Genomic DNA, 21,634 nt, shown 5'->3' with positions numbered 1-21,634 from the left:
GTGTGATATATTTTTGATTAATACTTAAATAATGGCTAGTTAATCATGAAATTTTCTTTTATAAATCTAGATGGAAAAGAGTTAAATGGTGAGTGTAAAGCCATACAAATCAGTGAACTTGATCCAAATCATGCTTTAAAAAAAGTGATCACAAACTCTACAGCTTTATCTGCGGTTTTGGGAGAGTTTAGTTTTTTTGAAAATATAAATTCTAATGGCGAACTTAGTGCTTCAGGATTTGCGGTCGATAATGAAAATAATGTATTTCACAGTGATAAATTGCCAGACTTTGTACAAATCGGCTCGCATTGGAAAGTGATTGCCTAGTACAAGAAAGACTCTATTTACCGCGTCTTACTCATTTTTTACTCTAAGTCATTTTTTTTGATACATATTATGGTTAAAGTAAAAGCTGAGAGCATTCTCATTTCGAGCCAAAGAAAAGGGTTAGGGAGAGTGGCTTTTGATATTAGATTTCTCTCAAGTCGAAAATAGTAAACCCCTTCTTCTTTTAGGAGAAGGTTAGAATGAGGGGAAATTTATAAAAGAATCCTCATTTGCCTATTGGAACCTAAAAACTGGGCTTACAGTGAATCATTAAAAGCAAAGTTGGAGAGGACTTAAAATTACTGTGGTTGATTATTGGCATATTCCAATTTAACAAATATTTCAAAAAACCAATTTTTCTATAGCATTTATTTTGCAATATTTATGCAAAATTTAGAAAAAGAGTGCTATAGCTATGATTATTATAAAATTCAAACTGGATTGTTTGTATATCTCAAAATCATAAAAAGTGATAAAGACTGTGAAGAAAAAAGGCATTGTCTTATAATAGCTTCATCAAAACTTATGGAAATCCAATGAACATAGCATTGATTTTGAATATTGTAATATTCATTGCACTGTTAATACTCTTAATGCAAACCCGAAAAACAGATTGGAGTTTGGCAAAAAAAGTATTTGCAGGCTTATGTTTGGGTGTCGTTTTTGGCTTGGGTTTACATCTGGTTTACGGTGAAAATACTCAAATATTAAAAGAATCAATTCAATGGTTTAATATCGTTGGTAATGGTTATGTCAAACTTTTACAAATGGTGGTGATGCCATTGGTCTTAGTTTCGATTTTGAGTGCGGTAATCAAACTGCATGATGCTGGTTCATTGGGCAAAATCAGTTTTTATAGTATTGGCACTTTATTGATCACGACTTTTATTGCCGCATTGGTCGGGGTATTTGTGACCAATTTATTTGGCTTGTCCGCTGCTGGTCTAGTACAAGGCGCACAAGAAACAGAAAGATTGAACAAGATTAACACTGATTATGTCTCAAAAGTAACTGATTTGAATGTGCCAGATTTAGTTTTATCATTTATTCCAAATAATCCTTTCGCTGAACTCACAGGTGCACATCCAACTTCTATTATTAGTGTGGTTATTTTTGCAGCATTTTTAGGTTTTGCTGGTTTAAAACTGATTCAAGATAGTCCTGAAAAAGGCAAACTATTGTTGACTGCGATTGATACTGTGCAGTCTTGGGTCATGAAGTTGGTTAGAGTCGTGATGATGCTGACCCCTTATGGCGTTTTTGCGTTAATTACCAAAGTCGTGGCAAGCTCAAACCTTGCTGATATTGTCAATCTTGGTGGTTTTTTGGTTGCATCATATATTGGTTTGGCGATCATGTTCGTTGTGCATGCGATCGTATTGCTATTTACGGGCGTAAATCCTATACGTTTTTTCAAAAAAGTATTGCCTGTACTTACTTTCGCATTTACAAGTCGCTCAAGCGCAGCCACCATTCCACTCAGTATCGAAGCACAAACTCGCCGTTTAGGTATTCCGGAATCTATTGCTAGTTTTTCGGCTTCATTTGGTACAACGATCGGTCAAAATGGTTGTGCAGGTTTGTATCCTGCGATGCTTGCTGTCATGGTTGCACCAACGGTTGGAATCAATCCACTCGATCCAATTTGGATTTTAACATTGGTTTCTGTCGTGACTTTAAGCTCGATTGGGGTTGCGGGTGTTGGTGGTGGAGCAACGTTTGCTGCCTTGATTGTTTTGCCGATTATGGGTTTACCAGTGACTTTGGTTGCACTTTTGATATCAATCGAACCACTGATTGACATGGGGCGAACTGCATTAAACGTCGATGGTTCAATGACTGCAGGTATGGTAACGAGCCAACTCATGGGGCAAACGGATAAAGAAATCTTATTGTCAGATGAACATGAGAATCTACGTCATAGTTAAAGATTCATGTGATAAGTAAATAAAAAAGGCATCTCGATTGGGTGCCTTTTTTATTGAAAATGATGGGGTAATGTGACTCAATCTGTGTCTATTTTTAATCTTAAACTGTATCTGTATCCAAATTTCTAAATCGATATACTCAAGAAAACAATGAGGAACTGAACCATGAAAATCTACCAAGTCGATGCTTTTACACAACAACTATTTAAGGGAAACTCCGCAGCTGTATTGGTGCTAGAAGAATGGTTAAGTGATGATTGGATGCAAAACATCGCGTTGGAAAATAATCTTGCAGAAACGGCTTTTGTAAAGAAAATCGACAATCAAAATTATCAAATTCGCTGGTTTAGTCCTACGGTTGAAATAGATTTTTGTGGGCATGCAACTTTGGCGAGTGCCTATGTTTTATTTAAAGATTATATCCAAGGGAATACTTTAAATTTTCATGTGAAAAATCTTGGGATATTCAATATAGAACAATTGCAAGATGGCAAAATTACGATGAATTTCCCAATACGAAAAGCACAACAACTGAGTCACTATCCTGAAGAGCTAAATCACGTGATTGATCGTCCATTTTCAGAAGTTTATGTGAATGAACAAGCGTTTATTCTGGTATTAGAAAATGAACAAGATGTAATCGACTCAATACCTGATCTTGAGGCGATTAAACAACTTGCAGAGTTGCATAACCAAAGTGCAGCCATTACTGCTTATGGGGCTGATTTGGATTTAACTTTGACAGCAAAGTCGGAAAAGTATGATTTTATTTCACGTTATTTTGCCCCACAAAAAGGCATAGATGAGGACCCAGTTACAGGTTCAATGCATACTGGACTCGCGCCTCTTTGGGCTGACAAACTAGCAAAAAATAACCTCATTGCTTTTCAGGCATCTGCTCGAGGCGGAGAGTTATATTGTCAATTGTTGGAAAATGAAAGCATCGAAATTTCAGGTTATGCTAAGTTATATATGGTTGCCGAGATCAATGTTTAATTCATTCAACAATTTTTAAAATATCGAGAAGGGCTAACCCCTAATATGCGATGAAACATGGTTGTAAATGCTGCGGGATTTTGAAAGCCAAACTCAAAAGCGATATTTTGGATAGATTGATTTTGGATAATTTTTTCAAGACTGAGCAATACGCATGCATGTTGCCGCCATTTGGAAAATGACATGCCAACTTCTTGTTTGAAAATTCGACTAAAATGCCTTTCACTCATATTGAGCTGAGAGGCAATCTGTTCAGGAGAGAGGTGGATATTGGGTGTCTGGATAAAGTCTTGGCAGATCTTTAATAACAAAGGATGTGTGGGGAGTGGTAAATGTAGCTGAATCTCTTCAGCATTTGCGATTTCACATAAAATGAGATCAAAAATCAATGTGTCATGATGTGAAAAAGGTTGTTTTAATTCGGGTGCTTTGAGTAGCAATTGTCGTAATAAAGGACTGACTGATAAAACAGAGCATTGCTCAATTGCTCTTGGAGATTGACTTGCTTCAATATACAAACTGCAGGTACGAACCTGATACATTTTAAGTTTATGCGGTACGTTGGGTGGAATCCAAACAGCCCGTTCAGGTGGGATAATCCAATTACCATGTGGGGTTTCAATGTGTATAACGCCCTCAGCGCCATATAATAACTGACCACGTAAGTGACTATGCCAATCCAATATATAAAAATCAGCATATTGTGTATCTATCGCAATAATTGCTTGCTCTAAATGTTCAATACTATGTATAGAAATCTGCTTCATCTTGTCTGATTGGCGTAATTGAATGCTGAATATAACAAATTTATCGAAATTATTAAGGCTTAAACTGCATTTTTTTAAATGAGAAAGTGCAATGGAACTTTATTTATTGTTGATTTTTGCAGGAATATTAAGTGGAATTTTAACGATATTATTTGGCTTTGCAGGAGGATTTGTTGTTGTTCCGCTCGTCTTCAGTTGTATCCGTTTATATACAGATGTTGATTCTTTGGCCTATCAATTTGCTTTTAAAAGTGCGATTGCAACATCATTATTATTAATGGTCATCAATGCAGGATTGGCAACATATCAGCAATTTAAAAAAGGCAATATTCGTACAAATTTTATATTTCCTTTGGCTTTTTATATCGCGATCGGTGCAGTGATTGGCACTTACTTTTCATTTTATATCTCAGCGACAGTTTTAAAATATTTATTCATTATTTATTTGCTTATTACAATTGTGGATAGCATTTTCAGACAAATCCAAATACAGCAAAATACTGTAAAAATACGCTCATTAGCACATCAAACTCAAATGAGTGTTGGTGTATTCATCGGCTCCATTGCTGCGGCTTTGGGTGTTGGTGGTAGTGTAATGACCGTGCCATTATTTCGCCGTTGTGGTTTAAATATGGCATCGGCTGTTGCATTGGCAAACCCTTTAAGTATCCCAGTTGCTGTCGCAGGATGCATAACGTATTGCATTGAATATGTGATACATCCGATTGTTTTAGGATCTGATTTTATTGGCTATTTTTACTATCCAGCCTGTATTTGTCTGATCATGAGTAGTTATGTTGGAATGAAAATTGCGCAAAAATTTATTGGAAAAATATCAGATAGATCACATGAAAGAGGCTATATAATTTTATTATGTCTCGCCATGATTAGTGTAATTGTGCAATAGGAAATCGTTCTATATACATTATTATTTATGTGAATTTTCTGAAATAAATAACAAATTTCAAAAAGTTACTATAAATTTTATTCAGTATTTTCTAATATAAACAGCTTAATTCATAAATATTTAAAACTGGAAAATTCATGCGTTTTAAGCAATTAACTCTCTCCCTTTGTTTGATTGGTTTTAGTGCGTCTTCTTTTGCTGCGACAGTTTTGGTTAAAAGTGATCATCAGATCGAAGAATACAAGTTAGATAATGGTTTTAGGGTCATTCTCGCGCCCAATGAAAAAGAAAATAAAGTTTTCGTAAATACAGTTTATTTAACGGGTTCACTCAATGATCCTGCGGGCAAAGGTGGTTTGGCGCATTTGCTTGAACATTTGGCGTTTAAAGGCACACAAGATGTAAAAGGTGAAGAGTTCCAACGCCAATTAGATCAACATACGCTCATGGCAAATGCGAGTACTGATTATTATTCAACAAAATATATCAATATCGTCCGCCCTGAAAAAGCCGCGCTCGCTAAAATTATTTATCTTGAATCTCAACGCATGGATAAACTGGTTTTACAGGAGAAATTTGTTCCTTCTGAAATCAATATCGTAATGCGTGAACGTGAAGTGCGAATGGATCAACCTTTTGCAGTACTTATGGATCAAATGTGGAAAGCGGCTTATGGAAATCAATCATTAGGACGTTTGCCGATCGGGGATTTAGCAGAATTAAAATCTATCAAAATGGATGAGTTAAACAAGTTTTATCGAGCATGGTACGCACCGAATAATGCTGTCATGGTGATCGCTGGAAAATTTGATAAAAAAGAAGTATTAAAGCAAATTGATCAAAACTTTAGTTCAATTCCTGCACGCAACATACCTGAGCAGGCTAAAGTCCCTGTGTTAGATTCTAGCCAAGTCAAACTGCGGAACTTTCTCGTGAAAAAGGGCAGTGATTTAGCTAAATTTAACATCTATATGAATGGTAAAAATACTACAATTCAGCCAGCATTAGCCCTCGCACCTTATCTCTATACTTTACAACCAAGTGGTCATTTATATCAGGATATGGTTGAAACAGGTATTTCAACCAATGTTCAATCTACAACTTGGCTCAATCGAGATTTTAATCTCGTGTTTATGGGAGCGATATATGCACCCAATCATGATGCAAAAAAAATTGAAAGTTCATTGATCAGCAGTGTGGAAAAGAAACAGACATTCAATGAAACCGAATTGAATCGTGTGAAAAATATCATAAAAAATGCTGCTGATAGCATGTTATCAAACTCAGTCAGTGTCGGTACGACTTTGAGTGAATATGTGGTTTCAAATCAAGGGGATTGGGATCAGTATTTCAAAGATCAACAAGCTGTACAAAATTTGACTGTGCAACAAACCAATCAAACTCTCAACGAGTTTTTAACTGCGCAGCACCGTTTTTCAGGGGATATACAACCGACACCTGAAGATCAAAAGAAAGCGATGCAGCAGGATAAAACCACTGATAAGCAAAAAACTTTAGATCAGACGAGCGAACAGCCTGAACCATTAAAAGATGTCAAAACATACCAAGCTGAAGTTCAGCAGTATGTTAAAACGTCGAAAAAATACTTGCAAAGTACTGAAAATAAAATCCAACGCGGTAAGTTGAGCAATGGGATGAAATATGCATTATTCCCGACTCAAACACGTGATAATAAAACTTATGCCACCATTCGTGTCAATTTCGGTAGTGCTGAGTCTTTATTCAATAAAGATGCTTTATTGGATTTAACAGCGTATTTATTACTTCGTGCCTCAGATCAATATAGTTTGCAGGATATCGCAGATAAGTCGATTGCTGCAGGTGGGATGGCAAGCGCTGCTGCCGATGGTAATGCGATGGTCATCAATATCGTGGCAAATAATGACAAATTTGAAGATTTTTTTAAATATATCGTTGAAGTGATGCAAAATCCGAAATTTGAAAAATCACAATTTGATCTGATCAAAACGCAAAGCTTAAACGACCTCAATCGTCCTTATACAGAGCCTGAAGTCGTGTCAGCGATGACGATTTCACGTTTGCTTGAAACTTATCAGCCAGGAGATTTGCGTTATCATTTTGAGCCTGAGTTGGCAAAGAAACAGTTGCAATCATCTTCTGATGAGCAGGTACGTGCGCTGTATCAGAAGTTTTTTGCGATGAATCACGCACAAATTGCTGTTACAGGAAGCTATGATGCTAAAGAAATGCGTGCACTTTTAGATCAATCATTCAGTAAATGGACAAATACTGAACCTTATCAAAAAATCACATCTGACTATGTCGCATATAAAGGTCAAAAAGTGCATGCGCTATCAGAACAACGTGAATTTGGTAGTTATAACAGTATCTTAGCTTTCCCTGTTGGCGCACTTAATCAAGATGCACCTGCTTTGTTAGTGTTCAATTACATCCTTGGAAATTCACAATTATCTTCTCGCTTAGGTCGTGAATTACGTGAAAAAAATGCTTTAGTTTATGGTTTTAGTAGTCGTGTTGTATTGGATGATGATGTTGAATCAGGTGCATTACAGATCGATGCAAATTATACCGCAGGTAAATCTGATCAAGTCTCGGCTGTAGTATATAAAGTATTGAATGATCTAATAAAAAATGGTGTGACTACGCAAGAATTAGAAGCTGCCAAAGCTGATATCATGAAAAAACGTGTCACAGTGCTTGAGGATGAACGATCTATTCACAATATGCTGAATCATCAGTTAGAGCAAAATAAAGACTTATTATCACGTGAAAAGCGTGATAAAGAGATCGTGAAATTGACAAAGGCTGATGTAGATGCAGTGATCAAAAAATATATCAAACCAGAACAACTGGTCGAAGTATTTGCTGATCAATATGGGCAAGCGCAAAAATAGTTGAAAATGAATCTAAAAAACCCTTTTCATAAATTGGAAAGGGTTTTTTTATTACGCAGATTCAAATCCCAAGTGCAACACACTTGTAGTTAGTTGAAAAAGTTAGGTGTATTCATAGAATCATTAGACTTTTTCAACTCGCAATTGGAAAGCACACAATGAAGAAATACACCCAACTTTCTCAAGATGAAAGATACGAAATTTATGCTACTTTGAAAAGTAAAAGTTCAATCGCTAGCCTTGCTCGGGAGTTAGGGCGTTCACGATCAACCATCTACCGTGAGTTAAAAAGAAATACTGGGCAACGTGGATATAGAGCTCAACAGGCAGCGAAATTTGCAAGTCAAAGACGGTACCATCCTTCATCATCCATGACAGCATTTGCCTTCGCTTATATTGATTACTTAATTGGCTTAGACTGGTCACCAGAACAAATTTCAGGTGCTTTAACACAACGCGGTTGGCTGGATGTACCTTCACATGAGTGGATTTACCAGCACATTTATCAAGATAAATCACAAGGAGGTAACCTCCATCTACACTTAAGGCATCAGAAGAAATATCGAAAACGAGGTTACAAAAACACGGATCGTAGAGGGCAAATCATTGATAAAACAAGTATTCATTGCCGAGACCAGGTCATTGATCAGCGACAACGTTTAGGAGATTTCGAAGGTGATACGGTGATTGGTAAACATCATAAAGGAGCTTTATTAACCCTCGTTGATCGAAAGAGCCTGTACGTACATATTGTTCATTTAGGGTCAACGAGAGCATCCTCTAAAACGATTACTTGTGCATTAGATCGTTTACGAATGAGCCATGCTTATAGTGTAACATTTGATAATGGAAAGGAATTTGCCGAACACAAAAGAATTACTGATGTCGGCATAGATACTTATTTTGCTGATCCTTACAAGTCTATTCAGCGAGCTAGAAATGAAAATACGAATGGTTTAATCCGGCAATATCTGCCAAAATCATCATCGTTTGATGACGTGTCAAACGATGAAATAGAGCAGATAGAATTTTCACTCAACCATCGTCCTAGAAAAACACTAGGCTGGTATACGCCAAGTGAAGTTATGGCTGGTTTTTATACTGTTGCACTTGCTGCTTGAATCCGCCTTATTAAATTTTAGGACTAAAAAATCTTTATAAATCAATAAATCTGGCTCAAAGATAGTTTTTTAAAATAATAACTTTTTAGCTTGAAGCAAAAGGTGCTCAGTCAATTGATCTAGTTTAGCTGTTTGTTTATTCCAATGATGCCAATACAACGGAATATTGATACATGCTTCAGGTAATATTTCTACTAATTTTCCGCTCGCTATTGAGGATTGAACTTGAATGGTGGGAATCATCCCGTAGCCCAGACTTTGCTCGATAGCACTGACAAAAGAGTCAGATGATGGGATAAAAGAGCAGGGATAAGTTCCTTTTACTAAACCAAATAATTTTAAAATGGCATCAAAATGAATTTGATCTTTGTCATTAAAAATGATGGCAGGCGTTTGTTTTAACTGTTCGCGAGTAATGCCAGATTTAAAATATTTTTCGATAAAAATAGGCGTGGCTAGCATTTTATATTGCATAGAGCCTAAGAAAATAGATTTGCAACCTGTCATTGCTTTGGGTTCAATCGAGATACATGCATTGACAATTCCTTTTTCTAGTAACGAATAAGTATGTGATTGATCATCCAATTTTATATCTAAAACAATGCGCTCTTTTATCAATATTTCACTTAATGCAGGAAGTAACCATGTGGCTAGAGAGTCCGCATTTGATGCGATACTGACGGCATAAAAGTTGCTGTCGATTTCACCATGTAGATTTTGCAACAAGTTTTGTTCGAGCAATCGAGCGTGTCTCAAAAACGCTAAAACTTCTATTCCAGCTTTGGTTAAGCTGCATGGGCGTGCTCGGATCAATAGAATTTGCCCTAGATTTTTTTCAAGTGCTTGTACTCTTTGCGTGACCGCTGAGGCTGTGATGCAGAGTTGCTCACTAGCAAGATCAAAACTGCCTGTTTCCGCAACTGCAAAAAAAGCTTCACATTGTTTGCTATCGAGCATCACATTTCATCCATATCTCAAACAAAGTATTCTTAATAAAATTTAGTTAATCATAAATAAATTTAATTTTAATGAATTAAATTTGCAAATAAAAGATAATCTTTTCTAGTAAAATTTGCTTTAAAAATAGATTTTTAAAGCAGATTTTATAAGAATTTTTCATTTTTATTTACGTTTAAATATTTGAGTTTGAATCCAATATGTCTGCATATTTCTATGGCTTAGGTGTCGGTTTTTCCTTGATTTTAGCAATAGGTGCGCAAAATGCATTCGTACTAAAACAGGGTTTAAAGCAACAATATGTCATGATCGTTTGCGCTATTTGTGCATTGTCGGATTCGATATTGATTTATTTGGGCGTTGTTGGATTTTCAAAGATTATTCAACAATACCCAATCATCGTCGAATTGGCTAAATATTTGGGTGCGGGATTTTTATTTTTTTATGGCTTAAAGAGTTTATATTCGGCATTTTATCATCAGGACGTACTTGAACCGAGCCAGATCGAGCCTGAAAACTTATATAAAATCATTGGACTCTGTTTGGCTTTCACTTGGTTAAATCCGCATGTATATCTAGATACTGTGATCCTGATTGGTTCTATTTCTGCACAGTTTAATGCCGACAGTATTAAATTTGCGCTAGGCGCAATGAGTGCCTCGTGGATATTTTTCTTTAGTTTGGGTTATGCAGCCAGATTATTACTTCCAGTATTTCGTAAAGCTATCGCATGGAAAATATTGGACTTTATCATCGGTATGATGATGTGGGGCATTGCGATTTCATTATTAATCTAAATATTTATTACATGAAAGATTGCATAAAATAAAACACAATCTTTCATGTATTTAGCTGTCTTAGGAAACTACAGACGATAAAATTGTTTAGCATTGTCATGAAATACTTTGATCAGTGCATTTTCATCATATTGATCTACGATATCACTAAAGGCATCAATGATATTTTCCAAACTTGCACTGACGCTGTCCATAGGAAAATTTGATGCAAACATCACGCGATATATACCGAAACTATCCAGCGCATGGGTGATGAGTGGTGCCACTAAATCAATGATTTGCTGCTTAGAAGCTTGTTGCTTTTTCTTGTGAAATTGATGACCTAAAACAGGCATAAACAGACCTGACATTTTGGTGTAGACATTTGCGAAATTGGCAAGCTCGGCGATATGATCTTGCCATTCATAAAATATATTTTCACGAGCAGTTTTTGACAATCCAGTATTTTCTCCAACTTTCCCAAACAAACCTGCAGGTGTTCCTAGATGATCAAGTACGATTGAAGTTTCTGGGAATTGCTTCGCTAAAGCAATGACATCAGCCAACTGAGTTGAGTATACCCAAGCATCAAAGCTCAGATTGAACTGGGCGAGTTGTTCAAATCCTTTGAGAAATTTTTTATCAGTATAAAGATGTGGCTGATCTGCCCAAGCATGGATTCCTTTATCTTCATGCACAGCGCCCATTCGACGAATGCCACGAATTTTTTTTGATTCTTTTAAATGAAGTTTCAATATCTTTTTAAAGTTATTATCTCGAGGATCCGCTGTCGCAACAATAGCTCCAAGCTTTACGGTTTGTTCATTGAAGGGGAGGGATTCGATAAAACGTGTTTCACCAACGACACCTTTTCCCTTATGTTCAGCCCAGCTCGCTTCAATGTGAACCACTTGTTCAGCACTATATCGACCTAGATCTTTTTTATAATCAGCAGGTAAGTAGGGTTTGGTAATATGCGTTGTCAAGCCTACAGTTTCGATCAGGTCTTTGGGTTTGACTAAGCGGACCATTTTATCCAGCAAATAAGGTCGATTTCCTAACAATTTTACTGCTAAACGTGCAGCATGTGGGGTGTTATAAGGATCCCATTGATGAATATGCGGATCAATCAGGTTAAAATCTAATGTTTGCATAATTTCCCTATTTTTTATTTTCCTACTGATTTTAAATTACTATAAAAATTTGCCAAATAAATAGTGCTTTAGTAAAAAATACTGAGCTATAGAATATATTTCAATAAAAAAAGCTCCGAAGAGCTTTTGATTTTAATGTGAATGATCATGGTGATGATCAGTATCATCGTGGTCATGTTTATGTGTATGAAAGTCTTCATTTTTACGAAAACGTAGATAATTATCAAATTGCTCACAATATTCGTCAAAATTATCTTCAAGCATCATTTGAAATTGTTGCAAAATATAAGACATCACTTCAGATTTTGCATCACGCATTTCTTCGCCATTTTTAAAGGTATTTGCAGCGACCCAAGTATTAAAACGGGCAGTAGCAAACAGCATTGCTGCACTCACTTGACCACGTAGTTCATCAGGATTCGCTTTTTCACCTTTAGGTGGGCGGCAAAAATCATTGGCTTGCTTAATAAATTCATCTGCACGTTCAAAAAAAACCGCATTTAAAGCTTCTTCTTCAGTGACATCAGTGGCATCAATTTTTTTAGACACGACATTTTCCAAACATTTAATTCAGCTCTATTATAGGCAAAGACTTGCAGAAACTAAACCTCTGGCATATTCTAAAATAGCCTAAGTAAATGGATTGAACTGGAACTCTTATGCAAGATGCGATCGCAGTACAAAGTTTGAAAAGTGATATTGCTTTATTGCGTCAAAATATTTGGCCGCCTGTAGATTTAGCAAATGTTGAAGGTTTACCAATTTATTATGGAAATAAAGCTCAAGTTGATGAATTTTATAAACAATGGCTTGGATTGATAGAGCGGGCGCAGGATTTGTATCAGCCTTTTATGCAGGATGAGGTTTTGGATGCGGTTCATTTACCTAGTCATTTGAATTTTCCACTTTTTTATTTTCATGTTGACCGTATTCGGATCAATAAAACACGTGCCAAAGAGTCGAAAACTTTTCGTGGTATCGCAAGTTTGCAAGAAAAATGTGGTCAGTTTGAACCAGAACAGGTGGCAAAAATGGCTGCTTGGCTCAATAGTGATGACACTGCAGCTTTAGTTGCACATCGAGAATTCATTGATTTACGAGTTTATGTTTTTCAGCATGGTCAAAGTGAATACACACGAACTCGATTTTATGTGAATGGTCTTGTATTAAGTACTGAACAAGATTTTAAGTTAATCGATGCCAGAGATAAGCCACGTAAGCAACGTAATGATAGCTATAGTGATCCATTAGCAGATAATGGAACTTGGAAAATATTTGGAAAATATAAATAGGGTCTGTTGGCATTTCAGACCCTTTTCAGGGATTAAATTTATGTTTGGCGAGATTTTCTAGATCCTTTTGTGCTTGATTTACAGTATGTTGCTGTTCTGATGCAATCCAACCTAGCACAAACCAAAGCGTTGAATCTTGCTCAACATTTGTTTTAAATAGGCTTTCTGCAACACAAAGATCGTTATAGTGGCCCAATATTTCCTGAACAGGTTTTAAGTTTTTTATATAAGATGAAACTTCTTTAGGATCAAATAATGCTGCGGTAAATTCTAAACTATAACGTAATCGTTTAATTTTTTTACGGATCTCATGCCGTTTTTCAACTTCCAGTTGATTGAAAATAGCTGCATTTTTGCAAACTAAGTTATGTAAATGTTCAATTTGTTTGGTCGCCAATTTTTTTATATTTTTACTAGAATCAATATGTGAATCATTAACTTGATAACTAAAAGCTAAAATTTCGAGTAAAAGCTGTGTGGTTGCTTTATCTTGCATAATTAAGTGGATTGAATGATCGCTATCTTGGGTTTGTGGTAGTTGGATTGGAGGGGAGCCAGCAATTTCAATTTGAGGAATGAGTTGATCCCGAATTACATCAAGATCACGCGTTGTACCTAGATGCTTAAATAAATCAGCAAGTTTAATTTTCCAATTTGGATCGATTGCTTGTGACCAATCTTTAAAACTCTGAAGCGCGCTACGCATACGCCGTATAGCGACACGTGTTTGATGTATATGATCGGGAGTAAATTGATTCGTTGTGAGTGCAGATAAATTGGTGGTTAAATGCTGCAATGTATTTTGCAGCATGAGTTGCATAGCATGATGCACTGTATATTTTTGATCTAATTTTATAGCCTTTTGATATTGAATAGGGTAGCAATGATCTGGATAGTTTCCTACTGTAAATTGTTGAATTGCTGACAATTGGCAAAAGTAAATCGGATAATTTTCAAGCCAAGACTGTATATATTGAATGAAGTCCTGATATTCGCCTTTTTTATGTGAAAATTCTAGTTGATTGATTTCACGATTTTTATTGTGGATTTTACTTTTACTATTGATGAGCGAAACTTCAATTTCAAGATTATCTTCAATATAAATATATTTAAAAATTTTTTGGTTGATTTTTATAAATGAAATGAGCGGGGCTTGGCTGTCTTTGAGTGAGCTTGAAAGTAGCTTATGGATTTTTTTATGAGAAAGAATATGCTTATTTTCTAATAAAAAATCAGCGATATTTTCATTTTTTTGAAAATTTTCTAGTTGTTTATAAAAGTGATGCTGAGGAATTTCAATCGTCAAAAAATGCTGGTCTTGATCAAGCGATATAAAAATATGGTTTTGGCTTAGTTTTAGATCTTCTGTGTCTAAGTATTGTTGGGTATATGAATCTTCAACCGCATTTTTAGAGAGGAATAATTGCTTGATTTGCTTAAATGTATTATTTGCAAATTGTAATTTGATGTTGTTGTAAAACATACTTTATTCTCTTATTTCTCATATGATTTTGTTTAGTATATATCAGAAAAATAAAAGTTTAAGTATTTGTTTTATAGTATTTTATTATGATGAAATAATTCACATATTTAGCTAAAAACATAGGGCAAAACACATAAATTATTTCATCATCTGCTTTGATTATTTTAAAAATTTACGACTGAGTAAGAATTGTTCAGTGGCATCAAGAAAGGTCTGCGCATAATTTTCTTGCTTCGCTGTAAGCCAGCCCAGTGCAAACCAGTCACTCGCTTCAAGTTCACTTTCTTGCAGATAGGAAGCTGAAGAAGATAAAACTTGATATTGTTCAGAAGCATGTTGCGCCTCATTTAGCGCTTTCGCATACTTTTGTAGATTTTTTACATCGTAAACATTGGTTAAAATAGGGAAGCTAAATTTCAATTCATTCAAACGTTTAGCAAGATCATCCAAACTTTCAAAATCATTAATATCGGCTTTATTTAACGCATCTTGCAACTGTTTATATTGATGTTGCAAGGTATTGTGTGCATAAAATCTGAGATCTTGTTTTTGTGCGGTTTTTGCTTGTTCCACACTAAAAATCAATAATTGAATGAAATGCTGCACGTTTTGGGTTGAAGTCACCAAGTTAAACAGTTTTTCTTTGGCATATAAAATATCTTTGTCCAAACTTTCAGCTGTTTTGGGATTTTGTAATAAAGCCCCCAAGGTATTTTGCATGTGTTTGAAGTGTTTAAGATTTTCAAAATGGTTTTTAAATGCGGCAAGTTGCATAGACCATTTTTCAACAATATCATCACTCCAATCTTTAAAAATCGACAGCGTCAAATGCAAATGATCAAGTGCGATATGGGCTTGATCGATATGCTCTTGATCATTTACTTGTGCTGAGATGGCAGCAATATTTGGCAGTAAATGATTCAATTGATCTGCAATCAAGTCACGTAAATTTTTATCTGCTGTATATTTTTTATTGAAGTTAAATTCATGTGAAGTTTTTGCAGGACTTACGGTTTGTTTGGCAACAAGTAAATGCCCAATTTCGGCTTTACTACGAACATCGAGCCACAAATGGTATTTTTTTACCCATTCAAAACTAAAAGCAAGAAGTGAAGCTGTCGCACCACTTTTTAATTCAAATTCAACTTCATAAACAGGGTGTGAAGCATCTTGGCTACGGATTTCACCAATATCCAAACTCACTTCTATTTCTGCATCTTGGAAATGTACGATCTTTGAAGTACGGGTAATATCTGTTTCAAACTGTAGTTGTAAAGCTGAGCTTTGATCTGCCAATGCATGATTGAGTATGGCAGAAGCTTCTGGATCATTTTGGTATATTTCAAGGTTTAATTCAGGTGAATTTTCCAATTCGCCAAAATCATGATTGTGCTCAAAACGCTCGATTTGACTTTTTGTCGCTGCTTTGAGGGTTTGTACCCAATTTTTGCCTTCTAAGCGTTGGCGAATTGCTGCACCATTTTTCGAGAGAAGTTTGTCAGCTGTATCAAAATACTTCGCTTTAAGTTGAATTACTTCCGTTTCTTTCGACTCTAAAGCTTTGTGAATAGCTCGTTGACGTGCTTCAGGAATTTGAAATTTCAACTCAATTTCAAGCATTATGAAAATCCTAATATTAAAAAAATGTGGTTAGAAAATGTTAAAACTCAATATTTTCTAAGCTAAGCGTGATTGTAACCGAATCAACAAGATAGAAAAAATGATTTATTAAAGAGATTATGCAATAGCGAGTATAAAGCCTTGAACTGTCTGTTAGCTTAGCAAATCTAACTTTAAATTGATCAAAAAATAAGATATTTTGGGTAAAAATGCTGAGGAATAAAAAAATGAATGCATTCGTTAAACCAGATTTACCAGAACAACCTAAAATGCAAATGCCGATTAAAAATTATTCGGAATTTTACCGTTTTTATCTGACAGAGCATCGCAGCATTATGAGTCGTCGTTTACATGCAACGGGCAGTGCTTTAGGTATTTATTGTTGGACAAAAGCTGTACGCCAACGTAAGGCTAAATATTTAGTTTTAGGATTGTTATCAGGTTATGCATGTGCGTGGGTAGGACATTTTGTATTTGAAAAAAATAAGCCTGCAAGTTTTAAACAGCCACTTTATAGTTTTATTAGTGATTGGCGAATGTTGTCAGATATCATTCGTGGAAATCTAAGCTTGAAGGATCGTAGCCTAGATAAAATTGAGAGTTAATACTCGATTTTCAAGTAAAAGATTGAAAACCATCCAATTAAACAGGATGGTTTTTTATTAAATGGTATAAAAAATATCCAAACGAATTTTCATTGATTGGCATTTTATTCCAAATAAATAATCTAAAAATTATATATTTAGCTAATATTGTTTCTATTAATTCAAATTTAGTCGCTGTTTTTTCTCGATTTTATAGTTGATTATTAGAGTAATTATTCCAATAATGGTCGTGCGATTTTGGTGCGGATTATCAAAGTCATAAAAAAAATTAATTGTAAAACAGGGAAATATTATGAACCAATGGTTAAAGGCTGCTTTGCCAGCTGCAATTCTTTTAAGCACAAATTTAGCACATGCTGAGGGTGATTTTAAGCGCTGGTCGGTGTCGGCAGGTTGGATGCATGTGATGCCACAAGGAAAAGCCAATCCATTTAATGTAAATACTAGTGTGGCTGAAGGTACAAATGCCAAAATTGGTAATATCACTAGAGAATCTTTTCTTAGTACATTGGACCCGAACCAAGTTCGAGATAATAATAAAAATCAAACAGTATATGATCGTGCAGTATGGTTATTGGATAACAAAACATTTACTAATCTAGTTTATGACTCAGCAACTGGTGAAATCAAAGCTTCCAATACAGGAAGTGCCCAAATTAATGGGCTAGAAAGTTGGCAAAATGCTGGTACTGGTTTAGAGGCTGATGATGTTGATACTTTGGGTTTAACACTCAGCTATTACGTAAATGATAATGTTTCCTTGCAACTTATTGGTGGTCTTCCTCCAAAAGTTGATATTCAAGGTAAAGGTGAAATTGTTGCAAATATGACTGGTATAGCGTCACCAGCAGGTAATGTTCAATCGCTTGTAAATAAGCAATTGAATCTTATAAAAGATATTCCAATCACGAACTTAGGCAATAAAAGCAAAGCATCATCTGTTCGTGCGTGGACACCAGCGATTGAAGCACAGTATCAGTTTGGTAAATCAGGTGTTAATAAGTTTAGACCATACGTTGGCGTAGGTTTAATGTATGCACACTTTAGTAATATCAAACTGGATTCACAAATTGGTGCTGATCTAGTTGCCGCTGGTCACATGATACAAAATATTCATGATGGACAAGCAGGGGCAGCGCTTGATGGGAAGACTTCATCAGCAAATCCATTTGTTCGTGTTAAAACAACAGATGCTATTGCGCCGATTGTCAGCGTTGGTGCAACCTATGATATCAATCAAAACTGGTACGGTATTGCATCAGTTTCTTATGCAAAATTGAATAATCAGGCAAATATTGATGTAATTGATGCAAATAATGGCAATAAATTAATTCACTCATCAACTAAAATTGATATTGATCCGATCATTACCTATCTAGGTGTTGGTTATCGTTTCTAACCAATAAGATGACTTAGTCCTAAAAGCCCGAAGCATATTTGTTTCGGGCTTTTTTTCGTCTTTTCAAGCGTGTTCGGTTTATCTCGACTATAATCAGGCAACTTTGAATTTTGGAATACATTATGCGCGGTTTATACCTCATTACCAATGATGATGCTCTGCCATTATTATTAGAAAAATTAGAAGTAGCATTGGCGACCCAAAAGATCGCAATTTTGCAATACCGTCGTAAAAAAGTAGCTAAAATCGACCAAGCAAATGAAGTTAAATTGATTAAACAATTATGTGAAAAATATCAAACTCCATTTGTGATTAATGACGATTTAGATTTGGCTGAACAATTTGGCTTAGGCGTACATTTAGGGCAAAGTGACGGTGAAATTGTTGATGCGAAAGCTCGACTTCCACAAGGCGTTATTATCGGTCGTACTTGTTTAAATTCACTAGAACTCGCAGAGAAGGCGATTGCTGATGGGGCAAGTTATGTGGCTTTCGGCGCGATTTATGCAACTTCAACCAAGCCCGAAGCAGGCAATATTGGCTTAGATGCAATAAAAAATGCTGCTGAAAAGTTTGATTTGCCGATTTGTGCAATTGGTGGCTTAACAGTTGAAAATTCTAAAATTGTGATAGAGTCTGGTGCTGACCTTTGTGCAGTAATAAGTGATATATTAGGTAAATCGGTTCAAGATATCCCTGAGCGTGTTCAAGCTTGGGCGCAATTATTTTAAATTAAATTTTTAGTTTTATTCAATTTCAATAGTTTATAGGACATCGTAATTTTATGAGCTTATCTCCAAAACAAGAGCAACTCTTTAAACAAGCCAGCAAACATATTCCGGGTGGTGTCAATTCACCGGTTCGTGCGTTTAATGGTGTTGGTGGTACGCCTGTATTTATTGAAAAGGCAAATGGCGCTTATCTCTATGATGTAGATGGCAAGCGTTATGTAGATTATGTGGGTTCTTGGGGACCAATGATTTTAGGACATGCCCATCCTGATATTATCAAAGCAGTCCAAGAGGCGGCTGTTGATGGTTTAAGTTTTGGTGCGCCAACTGTTCATGAAACAACTTTGGCAGATATTATCTGTGAAATCATGCCTTCAATTGAATTGGTTCGTATGACCAACTCAGGAACAGAGGCGACCATGACTGCGATTCGTTTGGCTCGTGGATATACAGGTCGTGACATGATCGTCAAATTTGAAGGTTGTTATCATGGTCATTCTGATTCGCTTTTGGTGAAAGCGGGTTCTGGTATGTTGACCATGGGTGAGCCGACTTCAAAAGGTGTGCCTGCTGATTTTGCTAAACATACGATTACCTTGCCTTATAACGATATTGAAGCTGTAAAAGCATGTTTTGCCAAATATGGTCAAGATATTGCGGGCGTGATCGTTGAGCCTGTAGCAGGAAATATGAATCTGGTTAAACCTGTAAAAGGTTTCCTTGAAACGATTCGTGAGCAATGTGATGCCTATAAATCTGTGTTTATTATTGATGAAGTGATGACAGGTTTTCGTGTCGCGCTCGGTGGTGCACAGGCTTATTATGGCGTAAAACCTGATTTGACCACTTTGGGTAAAATCATTGGTGCTGGTTTGCCTGTAGGTGCGTTTGGCGGTAAACGTGAAATCATGGAATGCATTGCGCCACTTGGTGGGGTATATCAAGCAGGGACTCTGTCAGGTAATCCACTTGCTATGCGTGCTGGGATCAAAATGTTTGAGCATTTACGTAAACCTGAATTTTATAGCAATTTAACTCAACAACTTGAGAAATTGTTAACAGGTCTACAGCAAGCTGCGGATGAGGCGGGTATTGCATTTACTACAGATCAAGCAGGTGGTTTATTTGGTCTATATTTTACCGAGCAAAAAGAAATCACAAGCTTTGATGATATCTTAAAATGCGATATCGAAGCATTCCGTGCATTTTTCCATGGCATGTTAAATCGTGGAGTAAACCTTGCGCCGTCAGCATTTGAGGCAGGTTTTATTTCGGCGGCACATAGTGACGAAGATATTGCTTATACGATTCAAGCAGCCAAAGAAACATTTGCAGAAATGAAAGCTAAATAACCTATCTGTGTAATTTTATAGATCTGTGTAATTCTATAGATCTGCATAGTTTTACAGAGAAAATTATTTAATGCAGCATTCAAAATCGCTCGTGATACAACGGGCGATTTTTATCACTTTAATATAGGGAAATCACATGAAAACTAAGCACTATCTAACACTTGCTGATGCAGAATTTTTACTAGAACAATCACATCAATTTGCAATTGAAAATTCATTTAATGTCAGCATAGCGATTGTTGATGAATCAGGCAGTTTATTGGCAATGAAACGTATGGATGGTGCCTCACCAATGACGGCAAATTTATGTCTAGAAAAAGCAAGATGCTCTGCGGTCAGTCGTCGACCTTCTAAGGCTTTTGAAGATATTATTAAAAATGGTCAAATGGGATTTTTGACGATGCAAACATTTTCAGGGATGTTAGAGGGCGGGGAGCCTATTTTATTTGAAGGGCAGTTAGTTGGGGCGATAGGTGTATCAGGGGTTAAATCTTTTCAAGATGCAGAGATTGCTCAATTTGCAATCGATAAATTTTTAGCTCAACAAGTATAATATAGTATTATCTAGCTTATCTTTTACGCTTAAGTCTTTTTAGATCAAATATTTAATCTATGTTTTATTTGTTTCCCAAGAAAATTCAACTACAAGCAAGCCAAGCGAAATGGTCATTGCAGTCAGCAAAAGCAGTGTTATTGATTGTCGGTTTGGCGCATTTAAAAAGCCAAACCGATTTTACTGATTCTGTTTTGGCTCAGCATTTATTGCAATTGATTAAAAAAGCTAAAGCTTTGGATATCCCTATTGTAGATTTGGATATGCATCAGCCACAGCATGGCATGTTGCATCTTGGGCAAAAACTGGGTCGGGATTCTCAGTTGGTTGTTGCTGGAATGGTTGATTCACAATTCAAGCAAATTATGAAGTATATGAGTTCAGTGACTCAGAATATCTGCGTGATTAATGATGCAATATTACTGCAAAATCTAGATCAACATATACAGTGGATCAATACGATTGCGGCACAGAATATTCAGCATAGCAATACGCAAAATGTGACTCGACTTTGGGCACTATCTGCGCCAAGTGAGTTGATTTTATCGAGTAAAGGGATATTGCTCGCTATCGCTGAGCAGTTAGATATGGATGCTTTGGAGATAGATCCTGAAGTAGATTTACGTGAATATGGGTTGGATTCTGTGGCGATGGTCAGCTTGATTGGGCTGTGGCGTGCCAATGGCGCAGATATCACTTATGAGAATTTTTGGGAAAATAATTCATTGGTGAAGTTGTTTCATTTTCTCAAAATATCCTGATCTTTTTA

Annotated in this window: 20 protein-coding genes; 14 read left to right on the top strand and 6 right to left on the bottom strand. The window is 36.0% G+C overall.

Annotated features, from left to right (window positions below; all coding sequences use genetic code 11):
- Positions 1–45 precede the first annotated feature (45 nt).
- The 3 genes from F960_RS07295 to F960_RS07280 all read left to right on the top strand — a co-directional run bounded on the left by F960_RS07295 (position 46) and on the right by F960_RS07280 (position 3,251).
- Complete coding sequence (locus F960_RS07295) at positions 46–327, top strand: hypothetical protein (RefSeq protein WP_004861518.1); 282 nt, start codon at positions 46–48, stop codon at positions 325–327.
- Positions 328–863: 536 nt separating this feature from the next.
- Positions 864–2,255: an L-cystine transporter gene (locus tag F960_RS07285; protein ID WP_004861515.1), complete on the top strand. Its 1,392-nt coding sequence runs from the start codon at positions 864–866 to the stop codon at positions 2,253–2,255.
- Between the two features lie 165 nt (positions 2,256–2,420).
- Complete coding sequence (locus F960_RS07280; RefSeq protein ID WP_004861514.1) at positions 2,421–3,251, top strand: PhzF family phenazine biosynthesis protein; 831 nt, start codon at positions 2,421–2,423, stop codon at positions 3,249–3,251.
- 5 nt (positions 3,252–3,256) lie between these two features.
- Here the strand turns inward: F960_RS07280 and F960_RS07275 are convergent, their stop codons facing one another.
- Entirely contained in the window at positions 3,257–4,018 is a 762-nt protein-coding gene (locus F960_RS07275; RefSeq protein ID WP_004861512.1) for an AraC family transcriptional regulator, read from the bottom strand.
- Positions 4,019–4,109: 91 nt separating this feature from the next.
- Here F960_RS07275 and F960_RS07270 point away from each other — a divergent pair, with 91 nt between their 5' ends.
- From F960_RS07270 to F960_RS07260, 3 genes are all read left to right on the top strand, one after another.
- Positions 4,110–4,925 (top strand): sulfite exporter TauE/SafE family protein, encoded by an 816-nt coding sequence (locus F960_RS07270; RefSeq protein ID WP_004861511.1) that lies wholly within the window; start codon positions 4,110–4,112, stop codon positions 4,923–4,925.
- A 137-nt stretch (positions 4,926–5,062) separates the two neighbouring features.
- Entirely contained in the window at positions 5,063–7,822 is a 2,760-nt protein-coding gene (locus F960_RS07265) for a M16 family metallopeptidase (RefSeq protein WP_004861508.1), read from the top strand.
- Between the two features lie 158 nt (positions 7,823–7,980).
- A complete protein-coding gene (locus F960_RS07260) occupies positions 7,981–8,943 on the top strand; it encodes an IS30 family transposase (protein ID WP_004854881.1) in 963 nt (320 codons plus the stop codon).
- A 69-nt stretch (positions 8,944–9,012) separates the two neighbouring features.
- Here F960_RS07260 and F960_RS07255 read toward each other — a convergent pair whose 3' ends face one another.
- Complete coding sequence (locus F960_RS07255) at positions 9,013–9,900, bottom strand: LysR family transcriptional regulator ArgP (protein WP_004861505.1); 888 nt, start codon at positions 9,898–9,900, stop codon at positions 9,013–9,015.
- A 200-nt stretch (positions 9,901–10,100) separates the two neighbouring features.
- Here F960_RS07255 and F960_RS07250 point away from each other — a divergent pair, with 200 nt between their 5' ends.
- Positions 10,101–10,697 (top strand): LysE/ArgO family amino acid transporter, encoded by a 597-nt coding sequence (locus F960_RS07250; RefSeq protein WP_004861502.1) that lies wholly within the window; start codon positions 10,101–10,103, stop codon positions 10,695–10,697.
- A 68-nt stretch (positions 10,698–10,765) separates the two neighbouring features.
- Here F960_RS07250 and F960_RS07245 read toward each other — a convergent pair whose 3' ends face one another.
- Both F960_RS07245 and F960_RS07240 read right to left on the bottom strand, forming a co-directional pair.
- A complete protein-coding gene (locus tag F960_RS07245; protein WP_004861499.1) occupies positions 10,766–11,830 on the bottom strand; it encodes an amidohydrolase family protein in 1,065 nt (354 codons plus the stop codon).
- Positions 11,831–11,962: 132 nt separating this feature from the next.
- On the bottom strand, positions 11,963–12,379 hold the full coding sequence (locus F960_RS07240; RefSeq protein WP_004861496.1) for a DUF3144 domain-containing protein: 417 nt from the start codon (positions 12,377–12,379) through the stop codon (positions 11,963–11,965).
- 110 nt (positions 12,380–12,489) lie between these two features.
- Between F960_RS07240 and F960_RS07235 the strand changes: the two genes are divergently transcribed.
- Positions 12,490–13,122, top strand: coding sequence for a hypothetical protein (locus tag F960_RS07235; protein WP_004861493.1), 633 nt, complete (start codon positions 12,490–12,492; stop codon positions 13,120–13,122).
- A 25-nt stretch (positions 13,123–13,147) separates the two neighbouring features.
- Here F960_RS07235 and F960_RS07230 read toward each other — a convergent pair whose 3' ends face one another.
- Entirely contained in the window at positions 13,148–14,605 is a 1,458-nt protein-coding gene (locus F960_RS07230) for a CHAD domain-containing protein (RefSeq protein WP_004861490.1), read from the bottom strand.
- A gap of 159 nt (positions 14,606–14,764) precedes the next feature.
- The gene (locus tag F960_RS07225) at positions 14,765–16,225 is read right to left on the bottom strand and encodes a CYTH domain-containing protein (protein ID WP_004861487.1); all 1,461 of its coding nucleotides are present in this window, start codon (positions 16,223–16,225) and stop codon (positions 14,765–14,767) included.
- A 227-nt stretch (positions 16,226–16,452) separates the two neighbouring features.
- Here F960_RS07225 and F960_RS07220 point away from each other — a divergent pair, with 227 nt between their 5' ends.
- From F960_RS07220 to F960_RS07195, 6 genes are all read left to right on the top strand, one after another.
- Positions 16,453–16,830: an Mpo1-like protein gene (locus F960_RS07220; RefSeq protein WP_004861485.1), complete on the top strand. Its 378-nt coding sequence runs from the start codon at positions 16,453–16,455 to the stop codon at positions 16,828–16,830.
- A 292-nt stretch (positions 16,831–17,122) separates the two neighbouring features.
- Positions 17,123–18,229: an OmpW/AlkL family protein gene (locus F960_RS07215; protein WP_004861482.1), complete on the top strand. Its 1,107-nt coding sequence runs from the start codon at positions 17,123–17,125 to the stop codon at positions 18,227–18,229.
- A 122-nt stretch (positions 18,230–18,351) separates the two neighbouring features.
- Complete coding sequence (thiE, locus tag F960_RS07210) at positions 18,352–18,960, top strand: thiamine phosphate synthase (RefSeq protein ID WP_004861479.1); 609 nt, start codon at positions 18,352–18,354, stop codon at positions 18,958–18,960.
- A gap of 53 nt (positions 18,961–19,013) precedes the next feature.
- The gene (gene hemL, locus F960_RS07205) at positions 19,014–20,312 is read left to right on the top strand and encodes a glutamate-1-semialdehyde 2,1-aminomutase (RefSeq protein WP_004861475.1); all 1,299 of its coding nucleotides are present in this window, start codon (positions 19,014–19,016) and stop codon (positions 20,310–20,312) included.
- 136 nt (positions 20,313–20,448) lie between these two features.
- Positions 20,449–20,865: a GlcG/HbpS family heme-binding protein gene (locus F960_RS07200; protein WP_004861473.1), complete on the top strand. Its 417-nt coding sequence runs from the start codon at positions 20,449–20,451 to the stop codon at positions 20,863–20,865.
- 59 nt (positions 20,866–20,924) lie between these two features.
- Entirely contained in the window at positions 20,925–21,626 is a 702-nt protein-coding gene (locus F960_RS07195; RefSeq protein ID WP_004861470.1) for a phosphopantetheine-binding protein, read from the top strand.
- Positions 21,627–21,634 lie beyond the last annotated feature (8 nt).

The organism is Acinetobacter gerneri DSM 14967 = CIP 107464 = MTCC 9824, from assembly GCF_000368565.1.
GTDB classification, from domain to species: domain Bacteria; phylum Pseudomonadota; class Gammaproteobacteria; order Pseudomonadales; family Moraxellaceae; genus Acinetobacter; species Acinetobacter gerneri.
This window is presented reverse-complemented; position numbering and strand designations above follow the sequence as displayed.

Coding starts and splice junctions, on each gene's coding strand:
- F960_RS07295 (WP_004861518.1), top strand. CDS start 46: ATGAAATTTTCTTTTATAAATCTAGATGGAAAAGAGTTAAATGGTGAG.
- F960_RS07285 (WP_004861515.1), top strand. CDS start 864: ATGAACATAGCATTGATTTTGAATATTGTAATATTCATTGCACTGTTA.
- F960_RS07280 (WP_004861514.1), top strand. CDS start 2,421: ATGAAAATCTACCAAGTCGATGCTTTTACACAACAACTATTTAAGGGA.
- F960_RS07275 (WP_004861512.1), bottom strand. CDS start 4,018: ATGAAGCAGATTTCTATACATAGTATTGAACATTTAGAGCAAGCAATT.
- F960_RS07270 (WP_004861511.1), top strand. CDS start 4,110: ATGGAACTTTATTTATTGTTGATTTTTGCAGGAATATTAAGTGGAATT.
- F960_RS07265 (WP_004861508.1), top strand. CDS start 5,063: ATGCGTTTTAAGCAATTAACTCTCTCCCTTTGTTTGATTGGTTTTAGT.
- F960_RS07260 (WP_004854881.1), top strand. CDS start 7,981: ATGAAGAAATACACCCAACTTTCTCAAGATGAAAGATACGAAATTTAT.
- F960_RS07255 (WP_004861505.1), bottom strand. CDS start 9,900: ATGCTCGATAGCAAACAATGTGAAGCTTTTTTTGCAGTTGCGGAAACA.
- F960_RS07250 (WP_004861502.1), top strand. CDS start 10,101: ATGTCTGCATATTTCTATGGCTTAGGTGTCGGTTTTTCCTTGATTTTA.
- F960_RS07245 (WP_004861499.1), bottom strand. CDS start 11,830: ATGCAAACATTAGATTTTAACCTGATTGATCCGCATATTCATCAATGG.
- F960_RS07235 (WP_004861493.1), top strand. CDS start 12,490: ATGCAAGATGCGATCGCAGTACAAAGTTTGAAAAGTGATATTGCTTTA.
- F960_RS07230 (WP_004861490.1), bottom strand. CDS start 14,605: ATGTTTTACAACAACATCAAATTACAATTTGCAAATAATACATTTAAG.
- F960_RS07225 (WP_004861487.1), bottom strand. CDS start 16,225: ATGCTTGAAATTGAGTTGAAATTTCAAATTCCTGAAGCACGTCAACGA.
- F960_RS07220 (WP_004861485.1), top strand. CDS start 16,453: ATGAATGCATTCGTTAAACCAGATTTACCAGAACAACCTAAAATGCAA.
- F960_RS07215 (WP_004861482.1), top strand. CDS start 17,123: ATGAACCAATGGTTAAAGGCTGCTTTGCCAGCTGCAATTCTTTTAAGC.
- thiE (WP_004861479.1), top strand. CDS start 18,352: ATGCGCGGTTTATACCTCATTACCAATGATGATGCTCTGCCATTATTA.
- hemL (WP_004861475.1), top strand. CDS start 19,014: ATGAGCTTATCTCCAAAACAAGAGCAACTCTTTAAACAAGCCAGCAAA.
- F960_RS07200 (WP_004861473.1), top strand. CDS start 20,449: ATGAAAACTAAGCACTATCTAACACTTGCTGATGCAGAATTTTTACTA.
- F960_RS07195 (WP_004861470.1), top strand. CDS start 20,925: ATGTTTTATTTGTTTCCCAAGAAAATTCAACTACAAGCAAGCCAAGCG.